This is a genomic window from Streptomyces caniscabiei (genome assembly GCF_014930365.1).
In the GTDB taxonomy this organism is placed as follows: Bacteria; Actinomycetota; Actinomycetes; order Streptomycetales; family Streptomycetaceae; genus Streptomyces; species Streptomyces caniscabiei.
Window position 1 is genome coordinate 882683 of sequence record NZ_JABXWI010000001.1, and the last position, 15661, is coordinate 898343.

Annotated in this window: 11 protein-coding genes; 2 read left to right on the forward strand and 9 right to left on the reverse strand. The window is 72.2% G+C overall.

The window, feature by feature from the left end; genetic code table 11:
- Nucleotides 1–8: 8 nt before the first annotated feature.
- From HW837_RS04315 to HW837_RS04335, 5 genes are all read right to left on the reverse strand, one after another.
- Complete coding sequence (locus tag HW837_RS04315) at nucleotides 9–2090, reverse strand: copper resistance CopC/CopD family protein (protein ID WP_193379347.1); 2082 nt, start codon at nucleotides 2088–2090, stop codon at nucleotides 9–11.
- Between the two features lie 14 nt (nucleotides 2091–2104).
- Entirely contained in the window at nucleotides 2105–2575 is a 471-nt protein-coding gene (locus HW837_RS04320; protein WP_093790332.1) for a copper chaperone PCu(A)C, read from the reverse strand.
- A complete protein-coding gene (locus HW837_RS04325; RefSeq protein ID WP_045558455.1) occupies nucleotides 2572–3246 on the reverse strand; it encodes an SCO family protein in 675 nt (224 codons plus the stop codon). The genes HW837_RS04320 and HW837_RS04325 overlap by 4 nt, the downstream gene beginning before the upstream one ends.
- Nucleotides 3247–3327: 81 nt before the next feature.
- Nucleotides 3328–4080, reverse strand: coding sequence for a YcnI family copper-binding membrane protein (locus HW837_RS04330; RefSeq protein ID WP_045558454.1), 753 nt, complete (start codon nucleotides 4078–4080; stop codon nucleotides 3328–3330).
- A gap of 259 nt (nucleotides 4081–4339) precedes the next feature.
- On the reverse strand, nucleotides 4340–5155 hold the full coding sequence (locus HW837_RS04335) for a hypothetical protein (RefSeq protein WP_193379346.1): 816 nt from the start codon (nucleotides 5153–5155) through the stop codon (nucleotides 4340–4342).
- A gap of 437 nt (nucleotides 5156–5592) precedes the next feature.
- Between HW837_RS04335 and HW837_RS04340 the strand changes: the two genes are divergently transcribed.
- Nucleotides 5593–6039, forward strand: coding sequence for an ATP-binding protein (locus HW837_RS04340; RefSeq protein WP_045558453.1), 447 nt, complete (start codon nucleotides 5593–5595; stop codon nucleotides 6037–6039).
- Between the two features lie 72 nt (nucleotides 6040–6111).
- On the opposite strand, the gene fxsT is transcribed toward HW837_RS04340, so the two are convergent.
- The 4 genes from fxsT to fxsA all read right to left on the reverse strand — a co-directional run bounded on the left by fxsT (nucleotide 6112) and on the right by fxsA (nucleotide 14339).
- Nucleotides 6112–10107, reverse strand: coding sequence for an FxSxx-COOH system tetratricopeptide repeat protein (fxsT, locus tag HW837_RS04345; RefSeq protein WP_045558452.1), 3996 nt, complete (start codon nucleotides 10105–10107; stop codon nucleotides 6112–6114).
- A 71-nt stretch (nucleotides 10108–10178) separates the two neighbouring features.
- Entirely contained in the window at nucleotides 10179–11429 is a 1251-nt protein-coding gene (locus HW837_RS49905; protein ID WP_060884057.1) for a TIR-like protein FxsC, read from the reverse strand.
- 230 nt (nucleotides 11430–11659) lie between these two features.
- Nucleotides 11660–14098, reverse strand: a complete 2439-nt coding sequence (locus tag HW837_RS04355; protein ID WP_093790335.1) for an FxsB family cyclophane-forming radical SAM/SPASM peptide maturase — start codon at nucleotides 14096–14098, stop codon at nucleotides 11660–11662.
- Between the two features lie 43 nt (nucleotides 14099–14141).
- Complete coding sequence (gene fxsA, locus HW837_RS04360) at nucleotides 14142–14339, reverse strand: FxSxx-COOH cyclophane-containing RiPP peptide (RefSeq protein ID WP_193379345.1); 198 nt, start codon at nucleotides 14337–14339, stop codon at nucleotides 14142–14144.
- A gap of 382 nt (nucleotides 14340–14721) precedes the next feature.
- Between fxsA and HW837_RS04365 the strand changes: the two genes are divergently transcribed.
- Complete coding sequence (locus tag HW837_RS04365; RefSeq protein ID WP_177261929.1) at nucleotides 14722–15657, forward strand: intradiol ring-cleavage dioxygenase; 936 nt, start codon at nucleotides 14722–14724, stop codon at nucleotides 15655–15657.
- The last annotated feature ends 4 nt before the right edge of the window (nucleotides 15658–15661 follow it).

A 15661-nucleotide genomic window follows, 5' to 3' on the forward strand; every position in this document is an offset into this window, starting at 1 on the left:
GGTGTGTTTCAGCCGATCTTCGCGTTCTTGCTGACGGTCACCTGGTCGATCTCGGATGTCCGTACGGTGATCTCGATGTTCCAGTCGCCCGCCATGGGGATCTGCACGCCGCTCGCCGTCCAGTGGCCGGTGGTGACGCGGTCGGGGACCACGGGCAGCGGTCCGATCTCCTTGGCCTCCAGGGTGAAGGCGACCTTCACCTCGGGGACGTCGAAGGGCTTGCCGTCGGGCTTCTGGACATAGACGTGCATCTCGTTGGCGCCCACCCGTGCGGGGTCGATCTGGAGCCGGGCCACGCCCTGGCCGTTCTTGCCCCCGGTGTCGAACGACATGTCCAGGGCCAGCGCCCCCGACGTCTCGTCCTGCTGGGTCACGGCCGCCTTGGCCGCCTCGGCCTCCTCCACCGTGCGCCCCGGTTCGGTGGCCGTCAGCACCGTCGTGACGGCGAGCAGGACGACGGCGACGCCCGCCTCCGCCAGTACGGACCGACGCAGGCCCGTACGGCCCGGATCCGCGTCCCGTATCCGCTTCTCGCGGGCGCTCGCCACCGCCGCCCGCTGCCGGGCGAGCTGAGCGGCTCGCTCGGAACCCTCGCCGGTCGCTTGTGCGGAGCCGCCCGAGGCGTGCACGGCGACCGGCTCCTTCTCCTCGGCGGCCTCCTTTTCCCCAGTGGCATCCTCTTGCTCGACCACCGCCGTCTCCGCCTCGGTCGACGCCTCCGCCAGCTGCGAGGTCCATCGGCGCGAGATCCACGCGATGCCGATCAGTACGGCGACCAGGCCGATCTTCAAGAGGAGGAGCTGGCCGTACGACGTGCCGGTCAGCGCGGACCAGCTGCCGACCTGGCGCCACGACTGGTAGATCCCGGTCGCGGTCAGGACGAGCACGCTGCCGAACGCGAGCCGTGAGAACCGTCGTACGGCGGCGGTCTCGATCTGCGCCTCGACGGGTGCCCGGAACAGCGCCACGAGCAGCGTCGCCAGGCCGCCCAGCCAGGCGGCGACCGCCAGCAGGTGCGCCACGTCCAGGGGCATCGAGATGCCGGTCTGGATACCGGTCGAGGCGTGCTCGGCCATGGCCCAGCTCGCGGCGAGCCCGGCGGCGACCACGCCGCCGCCGATGGCCAGACCGAAGGTGAGGTCCCGGTCCCGCTGGAAGGACTCGTCGTCGTCCTCGGAGTCCGTGTCGTCCGTGGAGTCCGCGTCACCTCCGGAGCCCGCGTCGTCTCCCGAATCCGCGCCGCTCCTGGTGCCGGTGCCGGTGCCGTTCTTACTGTCGGTGTCGGTGTCGGTGGGCTCCTCGTCGGTCTCGGGCTCCTCGTCCCGCCGGGCGTAGGCGCCGAACAGCACCGCGATGAACAGTGCCGCCGCGGCGAGGAGCAGCAGACGGGAGACGAGGGCGGCGCCCGTCTTCGTCTGGAGGACCTGGCCGAGGAGGTCGAGGTCGAAGATGTCGCCGAGCTTGCCGGAGCCGGTGTAGGAGCCGCGCAGCAGCAGCATGGCGAGAGTGGCGGTGGTCAGCACGAGCCAGCCGGAGACCACCAGCCGCTGCACGGGCCGTACCCCGGCTCCGCGCTGCCAGCAGGCCAGTACGAAGGCCGCGCCGCCCACCAGCAGGATGAAGCCGGCGTACGACAGATAGCGGGCGAAGCCGTAGAGGCCGCCGACGAGCCCGCCGCCGGCCCCCTGCTGGGGTACCGCGACCGTCGTCTTGGAGGGCGCCCCCACCGAGAAGGTGAAGGCGCCGGAGACGGGGTGGCTGTCCGCCGAGACGACCTGGTAGGTGACGGTGAACGTGCCGTCGGGCAGGCCCGAGTGCAGCCCGACGGCATAGCTGTTGCCGCCCAGATCGGTGACCTCGCCGGTGTCGGCCTCCTTGCCCTTGGGGTCGTACACGCGCACCGAGCCGTCGGACATCGCGACCTTCTCGGAGAAGGTGAGCGACACCCGGTCCGGTGCCTCCTGGACCACCGACCCCTGCTGCGGGTCGCTGCCGGTCAGCGCGGCGTGCGCGGAGACGGGCACGGCACCGGCGAGCAGCGCTCCGACGGTGGCGAACAACAGCAACAGCAACGGCCTCAACCGGCTCACCGGTGCTACCTCCCTCAGTGACCGCTGGTCGGCTGGTACGTCGCCGACTTCACGGGCATCTCGACCGTGATGGCCTCGGACTTGGTGAAGTTCAACCGCAGGGACACCGTCTCGCCTTCCTTCGGCTTGCGCTTCAGGTTCTCGAACATCAGGTGGTTTCCACCGCTCTCCAGGACGAGTTCGCCGTCGGCGGGGACCTTCAGGCCCGCGACCTCCCGCATCGACTGCCCGGTCGTCTTGTGGACCGTGACGTCCTGGGCGAGGTCGCTGGTGACGGAGGTCAGCTCGTCCGCCGTACCGCCGCCGTTCTCGATGACGAGGTAACCGGCGGCCATGGCGTCCGTGACGGGCTGCGGCATGTAGGCCGCCTTCACGGACAGTTTCGCGGCGGAGGAGTCGCCGGAGGAGGAACCGGTGGAGCCGCAGCCGGTGAGGGCGACGAGCGCGGCGGCGGTGATCAGGACGGGGCCGGCCGGTGCTCTCACGGGTTCTCGCCCTTGAGCAGCTTCGGCAGGCCCTTCTCGTAGTCCTGCACGGTGGCGTTGTCGTCGTACAGCACATAGCCGCCGTCGGTCTTCGGCGAGAACGCGATGACCTGGGTGCCGTGCTCGGAGACGGTCTTGCCGTTCTTGTCCTTGGTCGGCGGGGCGATGGAGATGCCGAGGGTGCGGGCGCCGGCCTGGATGTCGTCGAAGTCGCCGGTCAGGCCGACGATCTCGGAGTCGATGCCCTTGAGCCACTTCCCCAGTTCGGCCGAGGTGTCGCGCTCCGGGTCGGTGGTGACGAAGACGAGCCGCAGGTTCGACAGCTCCGCCTTCGGCACCTTCTTCGCGATCTCCTTCTTGGCCACCGCGAGGTTGTTCATGGTGAGCGGGCAGACGTCGGGGCAGTTGGTGTAGCCGAAGTAGATCAGCGTCGGCTTGCCCGCGGTCTCCTTCCGGAGGTCGTACGACTTGCCGTTCGTGTCGGTGAGGACCAGGTCCGGCTTGGTGAACGGCTGGTCGAGGACCGTGTAGTTCCTCTGGGGGCCGGTGTCGGAGACCTCGGCGACCGAGGTGGTGGAGCTGTCGCCCGTGCCGCAGGCCGAGAGGCCGAGAACGGCCGCGACCAGCAGGGCACCGGCCGCGAACGTCTTCTTCTGGGTGTTCGTGCGCATGAGAAATGTCCAGTGGGTTCGAGCCCGGCGCGCACGGGTGCACCCGTGCGCGCCGAGGAAGAGGGCCGGGAAGCCGGAAACTCAGGCGTTCGTGCGCCGGCGGCCGGCCAGGACGCCGTACGCCACGCCCGCGGCGCCGACGACGATGCCCACCACGCCGAGGACTCGGGCGGTGGTGTCGCTGCTGTCGGCGGGCGCGGCGCTGGTCTCCTTCGACGCGGCCTCGGCGTCGTCGGCGTCGGCGCCCTTCGAGTCGTCGGAGGCGTTCGAGGCGCCGGACGAGCCGTGGTGGTCGTCGGACGCGGCGGACAGCGCGAGCACGGGCGCCGGGTTGTCGGGCTCCTCCTGGCCTTCCTTCGGCACCTCGATCCAGCGGACGACCTCCTTGTTGGAGTACGTCTGGATCGCCTTGAAGACCAGTTCGTCGGTGTTCTCGGGGAGCTGACCGATGGAGACCGGGAACTTCTGGAAGAAGCCCGCCTTGATGCCGGCCCCGTCCGCGGTCCAGGTGATCTTGGAGACGGCCTCGTCGATCTGCTCGCCGTGCAGTTCGATCGGCTTGTCGAGCTTCGCCTTGGTGACCTTGATGTCCCAGCCCGGGATGGCCTCCGGCTGCGCCGAGGCGAGCGGGTGGTCGGTCGGGAAGTTCACCTCGAGCTTGGTGGTCGTGGCGTCGTCGCGCTCGTTGGGGACCTTGAAGTTGACGGTCGCGTATCCGCCCTTGGCCGCCGTGCCCTCCGCCGCGACGCTGACGTGGGCGAACGCGGGGCCGGACAGGAGGAGGACGGCCGAGCCGGCGAGGGCGCCGACGGCGGCGATACGAGAAGCCTTCATGACTGGTGACACTCCACAGTGAGTGAGGAAGAAGAGAGGACTGGGGCAGCGCGCGCCGCGAGCCGACGACCTGGGCCGACGCCGACCGCTGGGGTCGGGACCACGCCCACGGCCAGAGGCTGGGGCCGGTGGTTCGGGCCGAAGCCGCCGGGGTCGGGTTCGCCCGGTCGGAGCCACTGGGCCCGGATCGGGAGCGGTGCGCGGGTCTCGTCGCCGGGCGACGGGCTCCCTCTCCTCGGTGGAGTGAGTGCGCGTCGGCTCAGGCGGCGAGAGCGAAGGCGGGGGCGGCGGCCGGTGGGCCGCGGCGGACCAGCGTGTGCTGGAGCGCGGTCGTCCGCAGCGCGGTGGGCGCCGCGTACGTGGTGCGCGGGGCGCGCGTACCGGCCTCCGGCGCACCCGGGAGCCCGGACCGCAGGGCCAGCGTCAGCGCGAGCGCTCCGCGCAGCGACCGTACGAGCGGCTCCTGGGCCGCCAGCCGGGTCAGGCGGAGCAGGGCTAGGTCGCCGTGGCGCAGCACCCACCCGGCGGCCACGGCCGCGAGGACGTGGCCGAGCAGCATGGGCAGGGAGGGCAGGAGAGCGGCGGTGGATCCCGGCGCGGTCGTCATGGCGTCCGCCGGGTCGTGCGTGACGTGTGTGCCGCCGACTCCGGCGTCGATGAGGATGCGCCGGGCCTTGTCGGGGCTGAGGGCCGCCGCGGTCGTGCCGCACACGAAGCGGGCGGCGCGCTCGACGAGGGCCGCGTCCATGGTCTCGGTGGAGCGTGCCGCGGTCGTCGTCCCGTGCTGGTTCAGGCCGAAGAGGATGTGCAGCGCGGTCTGGCCCACCGCCAGGAGTGCCGCGATGCCGGGGAGGGAGCGCTGCCGTCCGGCCAGGGCGGCGGCGACGCAGAAGGTACCGGCGAATCCCACACCCAGGCTCCACAGCGGAACCGCCGCGCACGAGGCGAGCGCGTGGCCGGCGCCGGCCAGCACGACGCAGACCGCGGCGAACACCGCGGCCCGCACGACCCGGAGGTCGCCTCCGGCGCGGGTCCGGCGTGACGCGGCCGGGCGGTGGGGGTGGGGGGCAGTCATGGCGGGCCCATCATCGCACCGGGGCGCTCCGCTGGGTTCGGCGGGTTCATGGGTGGGGGTACGGGGTGGGAGGGGGCGGTGTTCAGGTGGGGGTTCGGGTCGCCCCGAGCGGCACCCACCTACGCGCGCCGACCCCGGCACCGGCCCAGGCCCCCGTGCCGGCTCCCGTACCGCCCTCACGCCGGCCCCCGCCCATGCCCTCACGCCGGCCTCACGCCGGCCCCCGCACCGGCCGCGCACCAGCCCCCGTACCGCCCCCATCCCTCCCGGCAAAGTGACAAAAGATGTGGGTGATTCGGAAGGGTTCGGTCCGCATACACCGAATGTGCGGGGGACGCATCCGCCGTATGGGCGGACAGACGGGTTCCGGGCGATTGCGCGCGGTTCTCTGCGGCAATACGTAACGGTATGTCGAGCCGCGGCCGGGAGGCTGGAGCATGAGCATCTGGTGGTCACTCCATTTGCGGCGCGAGGCTGCGAGCGTGCCGCTCGCCCGGCGGCTGCTGATCGGCACGATGGAGACCGCGGGCGTCGATCCGGACGTCTCCTACGACCTCTCCATCGCCCTCAGCGAGGCCTGCGCCAACGCCGTCGAGCACGGCGGCGCGATCCCGGCCGGCACCACCACCGAGGCGTACCGGGTGACCGCCTACCTCGACGGTGAGAAGTGCCGGATCGAGGTCGCCGACTCCGGCCCGGGCTTCCCGCACCGCCATCCGGTCCGCCCCGCCCCCACGGACGCCGAGGACGGCCGCGGACTCTGTCTCATCCGGGAGCTCGCCGACCACGTCCACATCGGCAACAAACCGGGCCGCGGCGGCGCGATCGTCAGCTTCGACAAGATCCTGAAGTGGCGCGACGGCGCACCCCTGGTGGCCGTCTGAGCCGTCCGGAGCCCCAGAGCCGTCCGGCCCTGAGAGTGAGTGCCCCGGCGCCTCCAGGAACCACCCGCCCCCTCAGATCTGGTGCGGCTCCAGATCCCTCCCCACCCGCTGCCAGCCCCGGACCAGCGTGGTCACCGGGTGGCTCCGGCCCAGTAGTTGGGCCAGCCGGGTCGCCGCCTTCTCCTGGAGCGCCGCGGCCTCCCCGTCCCCCGTGGCCCGCAGCGTGATCGCCAGATTGCCCATGCCGACCAGCACATCGGGGTGGTCGGCGCCGAACCGTCGGCGCAGCCCCTCCACGGCCTGGCGCTCCGAGCGCTCGGCGTGGTCGTACAGGCCCCGGTCCCCGTACGCGTTGGCCAGGTTGAGGCCGGCGGAGAGCACGGCCGGGTGGTCGTCCCCGAGCGTGGCCGCCAGGCAGTCGCGGGCGTGACGGCTCAGCTCCTCCGCCTTCTCGATGTCGCCGAGGGCCCGGTGGTACATGGCGAGGTTGTTGAAGCAGTACATGGTGAACGGGTGTTCGGCGCCGAACGAGTCCTGGTACCCGTCCAGCACCTCCTCGACCTGGTGGACCGCCCGTGCCGGACCGTCCTCGGGGTCCGTGGCGAAGTAGTCGGCGGCCAGGTTGAGCCCGCAGGCCAGGACCTCGGGAATGGTGCTGCCGTAGCGGTCGTGGTAGCGGGCGTACGTCTTCCAGGTCTCCTCGGTGATCCGCAGTGCCTCTGCGGTGCGGCCCGCCTTGCGCAGCGAGACCGCGAGGCTCTTGTCGGCCTGGAGGACCTCGGGCACCCCTGGATTGAACACCTGTTCGAAGCTCTCGCGGACCTCGCGCAGCAGCTCGGCGGAGGTCCGGTAGTCCCCGAGGTCGCGCAGGTCGCGCGCGTGGTGCCCCTTGGTGGCGAGCGTGTAGGGATGGGTCGGGCCGAGCAGCGCGGTGCGGCGGCGGACCGTGTCCTCGGTGAGCCGGCGGGCGGCTTCGCTGTCGCCGGCCAGCCGCAGGTCGATGGCCAGGTTGTTGGCCGCCGAGAGCGTACGCGGATGGTCGTCGCCGAAGATCTCCTTGAAGCCCAGGTGGATGCGCAGGTCCAGGTCCAGCGCCTCCTTGTAGCGGCCCAGCGCGCGGAGGTCGGCGGCCAGGCTGCCCGAGGTCATCAGGATGTTCGGATGGTCCTCGCCCAGCAGCCGGCGCTGGCCGTCCAGGGTCCGCTCGTCCATCGCCCGCGCGGCCTGGTAGTCGCCCTGCGAGCGCATCACGTTGGCCAACTGGAAGCGGAGGTTGAGGACCTGCTCGTCGTCGCCGTCCAGGATCTCGTTCGTCCACAGCTCGTCGAGGTCGGTGGCCAGGTCGCGGGCGGCCTGGAGGTCGCCGCGTTTTCCCAGGTAGCGGACGCGGTCCACCATCAGCTGGCGGGGCTCCTCCTCCGCGCACTCGCGGATGTTCGAGGGCATCAGATGCGGCCAGATCACCTCGAACCCGAGCCACTGCGCGGGATCGTCCACGGCGCCCTCGCGCGGCCGCGCGGCGGCCAGGATGCGGTGCACCTCGTGGATGGTCTCCACGTACCGCTGGTCGTCCAGACTGTCCCGCACCGCCGCCTGCACCAGCCGGTGCACCTGGATGGAGTTGTCGGCGGAGTCGACCTTGGCGAGGGCGAAGCGGTTCAGGGCCTGGGTGACGCGGCCGAGCATGTAGCGGGCGCGCAGGTCGCGGTCGTAGGGCAGCAGGGCGTCGATCATCGCGTCGCTGCTGATCAGGGTCATGGAGATGGGCTCGGCGGAGAAGAAGGCGCACAGTTCGAGCAGCCGGGCGGCGGCCGGGGACTCCTCGCGCAGCCGGGTGATGGAGATGTTCCAGGTGGCGCCGACGGAGGACGGGTACTCCACCGCGTTCACCGCCTCCTGCACCGACAGCACCCGGGTGGACTGCTCCCGGAGCTGGTCGATGTACTCCTCCACCGGTGTCGCCGTCGCCTCCAGCCAGGCGGCCGCGACCTCCACGGCCAGCGGCAGGTCGCCCAGCGCGTCGGCGACCCGGTCGGCGTCGTTCTCCCGCAGTCCGGGCACCCGGCGGCACAGGTGCTCCACGCTCTCCTCACGGGTGAAGACCTCCATCTCCAGCGACTGCACCAGCGTCGAGCCGGGCCGGTCGCGGGTGGTGACCAGGATGTGCCCGTAGACGTGGTCCCGCAGGGGAGCCGTCTGGCCCGGGAAGAGCGGCAACGCCAGGTTCAGGTCCGGGACGTTGTCGAAGATCAGCAGCCAGCGGGCGCACGGGTCGCCCTGCCGGAGGGCTCTCATCGCCGCCTCCGCCGCCTCGGAGACGTCGTCGCCGACCGGCAGGTCCAGTTCCTGCGCGAGGGCGGCCACCTTGGGCAGCACCAGGTCCGGCTGTTCGGCGTCGATCCACCACACCAGGTCGTAGTCCGCCTTGAACCGGTGGGCGTACTCGCGGGCCAGCTGGGACTTGCCCACCCCGCCCAGACCGTGCAGCACCTGCGGCAGCCGTTGCCCGGAGCGGCCGCTGACCAGGCGCTCGCGCAGCCGGTCCAGGATCGGTGAGCGGCCGGTGAACCACGGGTAGCGGGGCTGGACGTTGGAGATCCGGGTGCCGGTGTTGGGGAAGCGGGCGCCGCCGCGCGGCGGCGCGGACAGGACGTCCGGGTGGTCGAGGCTCGTCAGCAGGGTCCGGTACGCCCGTTCCTCGTCCAGCCGGGTGAGGTCGATGGCGCCCCGGGAGGAGTGCGGCAGGCTGAGCCGGACGTCGTCGACGCGGACCGCCACCGGCCGGTTCCCCGGCTTGCGCCCGTCGGCGTGCACGGCGTCCTCCCAGGCCCGGCGCGCCCGCCGGGAGTCGAGGAAGGCGGGGGAGACCACGGCGAGCAGCCGCTCCGAGCCGTCGGCCGTGTCCTCGGCGCCGGACGCCGCCCGGCCGTCGTCCCCCGGCAGTCCGCCGGCGTCCTGCGGCAGCGCCCGGACGTCCATCGGCGCCACGTCGAAGCCGGCGTCCCGCAGCACCGACTCCAGCCAGTCGACCCACATCCGGTCCTCGGAGACGTAGTACAGCACCAGCCGGGAGACGGGCAGCGGGCGCCGCCGGGTGTACGCGGCCTTGTACCGGGCCCGCTTCTCCTCGCCGATCAGCGGGAGCCGGGTGACCCGGCCCTCGGTGATGACGGAGGTGACCCGTTCGCAGGCGCTCAGCATGGAGTTCGCCGTCTTCGGCGGGTCGCCGAAGGCCGCCAGGATCTCCTCGTAGGCGTAGTACGGCTGGTAGAGGACCTCCATCGAGGACCAGTAGTCGGTCAGCCGGTCGCCGTCGAGGCCGGCGGGCAGTCCGGCGAAGCGCTCCCGGGCCAGCGCGCGCCCGGCGTCGAGCTTGTCCTTCTCGCCGAGGTCGATGCGCATGGCGAGCGGCAGGATCCGGATGCCCTTGTGGCCGAACCGCTCCCGGACGCTCTGCGCGACGGCGGCGGCGCCCTCGATGCTCTGGCCGCTGAGGGTGTAGCAGACGACGAGGGTGTGGGGCATCTGCACGGTGCAGACGTCGGCGAGGTCGCTGAGTCCCGTACGGCTGTCGATCAGGGTGTAGTCGTAGTGGCGCCGCATGTCCGCGCGCATCGCCTCGAAGAACTGGCCGCCGCCGTAACTGGCGTAGAAGAGGTCCCAGTCCATGTTGCCGATCACGGGGTAGTCGTCGTGCCGCCGCCCGGCGGAGAGGAAGTCCAGGCTGCCGCCCTCGGGGAACGTCCAGTCGAGGGTCAGCGCGTGCGGCCGGACGCGGGCGTACCTGCGGTGCCAGTCCGGGGCTCGGTCGGGCAGGTCGCGCAGCGCCTCCCGGCGGTAGTCGCTGATGAGATTGCTCAGCCCGGGGGTGGCCCGGAGCATCGCCGGGTTGAGAAAGGGGTGGAAGAACTTGTGCAGGCCGGGGGCCTCCAGGTCCCAGTCGACGGCCAGGACGCGATGGCCGCCCGCGGCCAGGATCCACGCCACGTTCGCGAGCGTCATGGTCCGGCCGGTGCCGCCCTTGTACGAGTAGAACGTGATGACCGTGCCGTTGCGGTTCTCCGTCATGCTTCTGCCGTCCTCCGCCCTGTCCGACCCGCTCTTGCCGTACTCCCGGTACGTCCCGGTGACACCGGGGCCTAGCCGCCCAGGTCCGCCGGGCCCCGCAGCCGCGGGGGTGCGACGAGGGGTCCCGCCGGTGGATAGGTCCGTGCGTGTGCCTCGTAGGAGGCCACGGCCTGCTTCACGGCCGTCTGCAGCTCGTTGCCGAAGGCGTCCAGGGTGCGGATGCCGCCGTTGAGGGTCCGGTGGCCGCTGCCCTCCGTCGTCCGCGCGGCCAGGGCCCTCTCGGTGAGCGCCACCAGCCTCTTCTCCCGCGCCGGACCGGCGTCCTCGTCGCACCGGGGGATCATCACGCTGATCCACGGCCGCTGCTCCTCGCCCAGCCGCTCCATCAACTCCCGGCCGCGGGCGGAGGCGAGGGCCCACCTGTCGAGCAGCAGCAGTCCGGGGGCGCGGGGCGGGCCGGGGCCGAGCAGCCGGTCGGCGTCCTTCTCGAAGTCCCCGATGTTGACCTTGTAGTCCATGGTGCGCACCAGGTCCGCCGCGTGCTCGCCGAGCGGGCGCGTCGAGGCCGGGTGGTACGGGTTCCAGTCGCGCGGCAGCTGTCCGTAGCAGTCGGGTTCACGGCCCGGCGGCAGGTCGGAGCGGGTGCACGCCATGACGGTGATGTCGAACTCCGGGGGGTGGCCCGAGGTGCCGAACGCGCTGGGCAGCGACTCGTACTCGTCGTACGTCTGCCCCTCGTCCAGCTCGGTGACCTTGGCGACGTGCACGATCTGCTTGGCCAGCCGGTACAGGGCCCGCTCGTACTCGTCCCTGAGATAACGGAGTTTGGTGAGCCCGTAGAACCCCTCCTCCGCGTAGTCCTGGCCGAAGGACACATGGTTGAACTGGAGGTCCTTGGCCGCGTGCGGTAATTGGGCGGGTTCCACGGGCACCCATAACGCGGGGATGATCGCGTGCTCCCGGGCGGCGCCGCCCCGGGCCCGGTGGCTGATCTGCCGCTGGCTGAAGGCCCACCACTCCCGCCCGCACTGCTCGCTGATGAAGTAGCGCGGCGAGTACAGGGGGACGAACACCTTGCAGCGCGCGAGGTTCTCCGACAGCTCGTCGGTCCACCGGGTGCCGACCGCCATGCCCTGGTCCAGGAAGCCGGCCCGTGCGCCGCGCGGCAGATCGGTCATCTGCATGATGTGCGCGCAGAGCCCGTCGTACAGCTTTCTCACCCAGATGTTCGGATCCGTGTCACCGGCGTCATTTCGCGGCGTGTGCGCGTAACTGAGGAAGAAATAAGGGCTTCCGCCGCCCCTGGCCGCATCTCCTCGCACCCATGCCCCCCGATGCCCGGACTTTCCTCAGTGTAGGAAGCGGGCAGGGGCACGTGGAATATGACGAACGGGCCCAATGTCCGGGCGCCGGCTCGCCCCACGTACAGCCCTCGAACAAGCAAGCGGAAGCGCGGGGCCGCCGCGCTCCCTCTCACTCCCGAGCGCTCCCCCTCGCGCCCTCTCGCTCCCCCGCACTCCCCTCTTGCTCCCCGCACTCCCCACCCGTTCCCCTACGGCCGCACAGCCCGCCGGTGCTCCTCCGCCTCCCGCCGGGCCGCCCGCAGGGCGTCCGCGCTCACCTCGTCCCTCGCCAGGGCCTCCCGGAGCCCCGCCACGAACCGCTTCCCGGCCTCCGTCAGCGCCCCGGAGTCCGCCAGCGTCCCCGCCGCCTCCGCCGTCTGGTCCCGCCACCGGGAGAACCGCACCTCGGCCTCCGGATCGCCCCCGCCGCGCCACCGGGCCCGCCAGAAGTCGACCACCGCGAGATGCGCGTACGTCCCCTGCAGCAGCCCCTCCAGCGGGCGCGGGTCGGGACGCCAGGGCGCGTAGAACAACGTCTCGCAGGCCGGGTCGTGGAGGTCGACCAGATCCAGCACGGCCCCCAGCTTCACGTGCTGGAACTCATGGACGAGGAGCAGCGCCAGGTTCTCCGGCGCGGTCGGGCGGGCGATGGCCACCGCCCCGAAGGCGTCACGCGCCGCGGAGCTGATGTCCACGCCCTCGCGGGAGGGCGCGAGAGGTGTGATCACCCGGAGCCCGGCGGCGATACCCGGCGCGTACGCGGGCAGTTCGCGCCGGATCCAGGCCCAGGCCTCGGTCAGGTCGGCCCGCCACGCCTCGGCCTCCCCCTCGGTGAGCCGGGGCTGCGCCGGATGGCCGTGGCAGTCCCGCCAGGGATCGGTGTCCTCCAAGGTCACGGACCAGCCGTCCAGTTCGAACCGCCGGCTGCCCCGCCAGGCGGGGTCCGCGGTGCCGCTCGGGGCGATGGCGTACGTCCGGTCGCCCACGTGGACCGTGCAGCCGTCGACGTCCGTGCGCACCAGGGCCCGTTCGGCGCCGGCGTCCACCGTCAGCGTCCCGAGCGTGGGCAGCCGCAGCAGCCCGCCGTGCACCGGGACGACCAACGACGCCCGGAGCCCGGCCCGCAGCGCTGCGGCGGCGGCGATCTCCGCCATCCCGCGAGCGGCGGTCGCCGCGGCCGTCCCGGCGCTCCCGGGCGGTCCCGCCGGCGGCCGGGCCCCGAGGGCGCCCAGCGCCCAGGACCGTACGTAGGGGTGGGCCAGCACCCGGTCCACGGCTTCCGGGGCCTCGCTGTCGAGGGCGGTCAGCGTGTCCCAGGCCTCCTGGGTGCCCCGCGCCTCCTGGCCGGCCTCCGAGGCCGGCGCGAGCGTCGTCTCGTGCCGGACGAGGCCCAGCAGTTCACGGGCCAGGGCGAGCTGGTGACGGGCCAGCAGGTCCACCGTGGCGCCCGTGCCGCGTCCGGTGGCCAGCTCGGCCAGGTGGTGGCCGGCGAGCGCCGGCCGCGCGGACTGGTCGGTCATATGACGGTCCCGGAGGTCGGTGATGAGGGACAGCAGGTCGGAGCAGTACACGGACGGATTGCGGAAGCCGCTGCCGTCGGAGCGGTACCGGTGGGCGTAGAGGCCGCCGCCGCACGAGCGCACCACCGGGCAGGCCCGGCACTCTTCGGCCAGCCCGTCCAGGCCCTGCTGCCGGGCCACGATGCCCGGATGCGCGGCGACCTCGTCCAGGGAGTGGCCGAACACGTCCAGGCCGGTGGCGGGCGCCCCGTCGTGCGCGGTCTTGAGGGAGTCCGCCTGCTCGAAGGTCCCGTCGGTCTCGATCACGGCGAGATCGGCGGGCGCCAGCCCCAGCGACTCGGTCAGGCTGCTCTCGCCGCGCAGGGTCCGCAGCACCGACTCGAACACCCGGACGTCCATGGAGCGGCCGGTCGCGGTCCAGCGGTCGTGGACGGCCAGCAGCCAGCGCGCGTACGCCGTGCCGGAGCCGTCGCCGTCCGGGCGCGCGGGCGGCTCGTCCCAGGTGGCGTGCGGGAGGAGGAAGTCGACGCGGGGCGGGGCGAGCGCGGCGAGCGCGTCATGGACGGCGACCGGGTCGTTGCGCAGGTCGACGGTGCAGAGGATGCCGGCGAAGAGATGGCGGTGGCGGGGCCGGTTGAGCAGGGCGATGCCCCGGAGGACCCGGTCGTGGCTGCTGCGCCCGTCCGCGTAGCGGCGATGCAGGTCGTTCGCGGCCCGGTCGCCGTCCAGCGAGACACCGACCTTGATGTCGAACTCGTCGAACAGGTCCAGGAACCGTTCGTCGAGCGTGACGGCGTTGGTGTGGATCCGCAGGTCCAGCTCGCACACGCCGCTCAGGGCGGTCCTCAGCTCGGTGGCGGCCCTGCGCAGCCGGGTCCGGCCCGCGAGGAGGGGCTCGCCGCCGTGCAGGACCACATGGACGGCGGCCAGCCCGTGCGCCCCGGCGTGTTCGGCGATGCGCTCCGCCGTGCGGCACAGGACCTCGTCCGACACCACCACGGGCCGACGGCTCCAGCTCTGGTCGGCGTGCTCGTACACGTAGCAGTGGTCGCACGCGAGGTCGCAGCGACTGTGCATCTTCAGCACGAACTGACGCAGGGGCAGGGGCGGTCGGCCCATGACGGTCATGTGATGTCGATGGTCCCGGCGGGGTCGGTGGGCGTGGGCGGTGTCAGACGGAGGACTGGAAGGCCGCCACCGCGACCCTCGCCGGACCCCGGCGTTCGGCGCCGTGGGAGATGGCACGGGTCAGGGCGGGCGAGAGCGCGCCGCCGCTCCGCGCCGCCAACTGCACCAAGGACACCCGCTCCGGACCGACGGCGGCCGCGGGGCCCGACTCTTCGGCCGTGGGGTCGAGGGATGCGTTCATGGGGACCTCATCAATCTGTGCGTGGAAACTGACGGGGTTGCGGAGTCTTGCGGCTCGATGAAGCAGATGCCGACAGGAATTTCTCACTCGAGCACCGGCCGCAGAAGAAGTTAGCGGCCGACCGGGCGAACAGCGCCGAATATCCGGTCGGCTGCTGGTCGCGACCAGAACATAGCCGACGCCGAGGAGTGCTTCGGACGGCACCACAAGCCTCGTCCGTATTCGGGGCGGCAAACGTGAGAACCGTCTCACCGCCCGGCGCGAGCACGGCAGTTGAGCGGAAGACCCCCCGATCCGGGCCGCTCCGGGCTCCTCGGCACTCTCAGCCCCCGCACAGCCGCCCCCCAGCCCCCTGACGGACCGTGTCCCTAACTTCAGGGCCATGACGGGAAACCACACCAGCAAAACGATCACGCGGCGCCGCGCCCTCGCGGTGACCGGCGGGACGGTCGCCGCCGGCGGTCTGGCGGTCGCCGGCTACCAGTCGGCGTTCGCGGAAGGAACGACCGGCACCGCCGAGGCGACGGCCACGGCCGCCACGACGAGCACCGCCGACACCTGCATGACGCTGATGACCAGCGTCACCGAGGGACCGTACTACCTGGACGGCGCCCTGGTCCGCAAGGACATCACCGAAGGCAAGAGCGGTGTTCCGCTGACCCTCCGGCTCACGGTCGTGGACGCCACCGACGGCTGCACCCCCGTCCCCGGCGCCGCCGTGGAGATCTGGCACTGCGACGCCTGGGGCTACTACTCCGGCTACACCACCGCGAATCCCGGCGGCTCGGCGCCCGCCGAGAGCGAGGACGGCTCGACCGCCGACGACGCCACCTATCTCCGCGGTTACCAGATCGCGAACGCGAACGGGGTCGTCAAGTTCGAGACCGTCTTCCCCGGTTGGTACACCCCGCGCACCTGCCACATCCACGTCAAGGTGCACACCGGCGGAGAGAAGGAGGACGGCACGTACGAGGGCGGCAAGGTCAACCACACCGGCCAGTTCTTCTTCGACGACGAGATCGCCCAGCAGGTCTTCACGCTGGAGCCCTACTCCCGGCACACCGGCAGCTACACCACCCTCGACGACGACATGGTCTACGACGGCGGCGGCGCCGCCAGTGGTCTGCTCACCCTGGAGGCCGTGAAGAAGGCCGACCCGGCCCGCGGTTACCGGGGCTTCCTCACCCTCGGCATCGACCCCGACGCCGAGAACACCGGCGCCGGCGGCGGTGGCGGCGAAGGCGGTACGCCGCCGTCGGGCGAGCCCCCGACGGACGCCCCCACCGACAACGCCACGGCCGCCGAGTCGGCCTCGTAGGGTA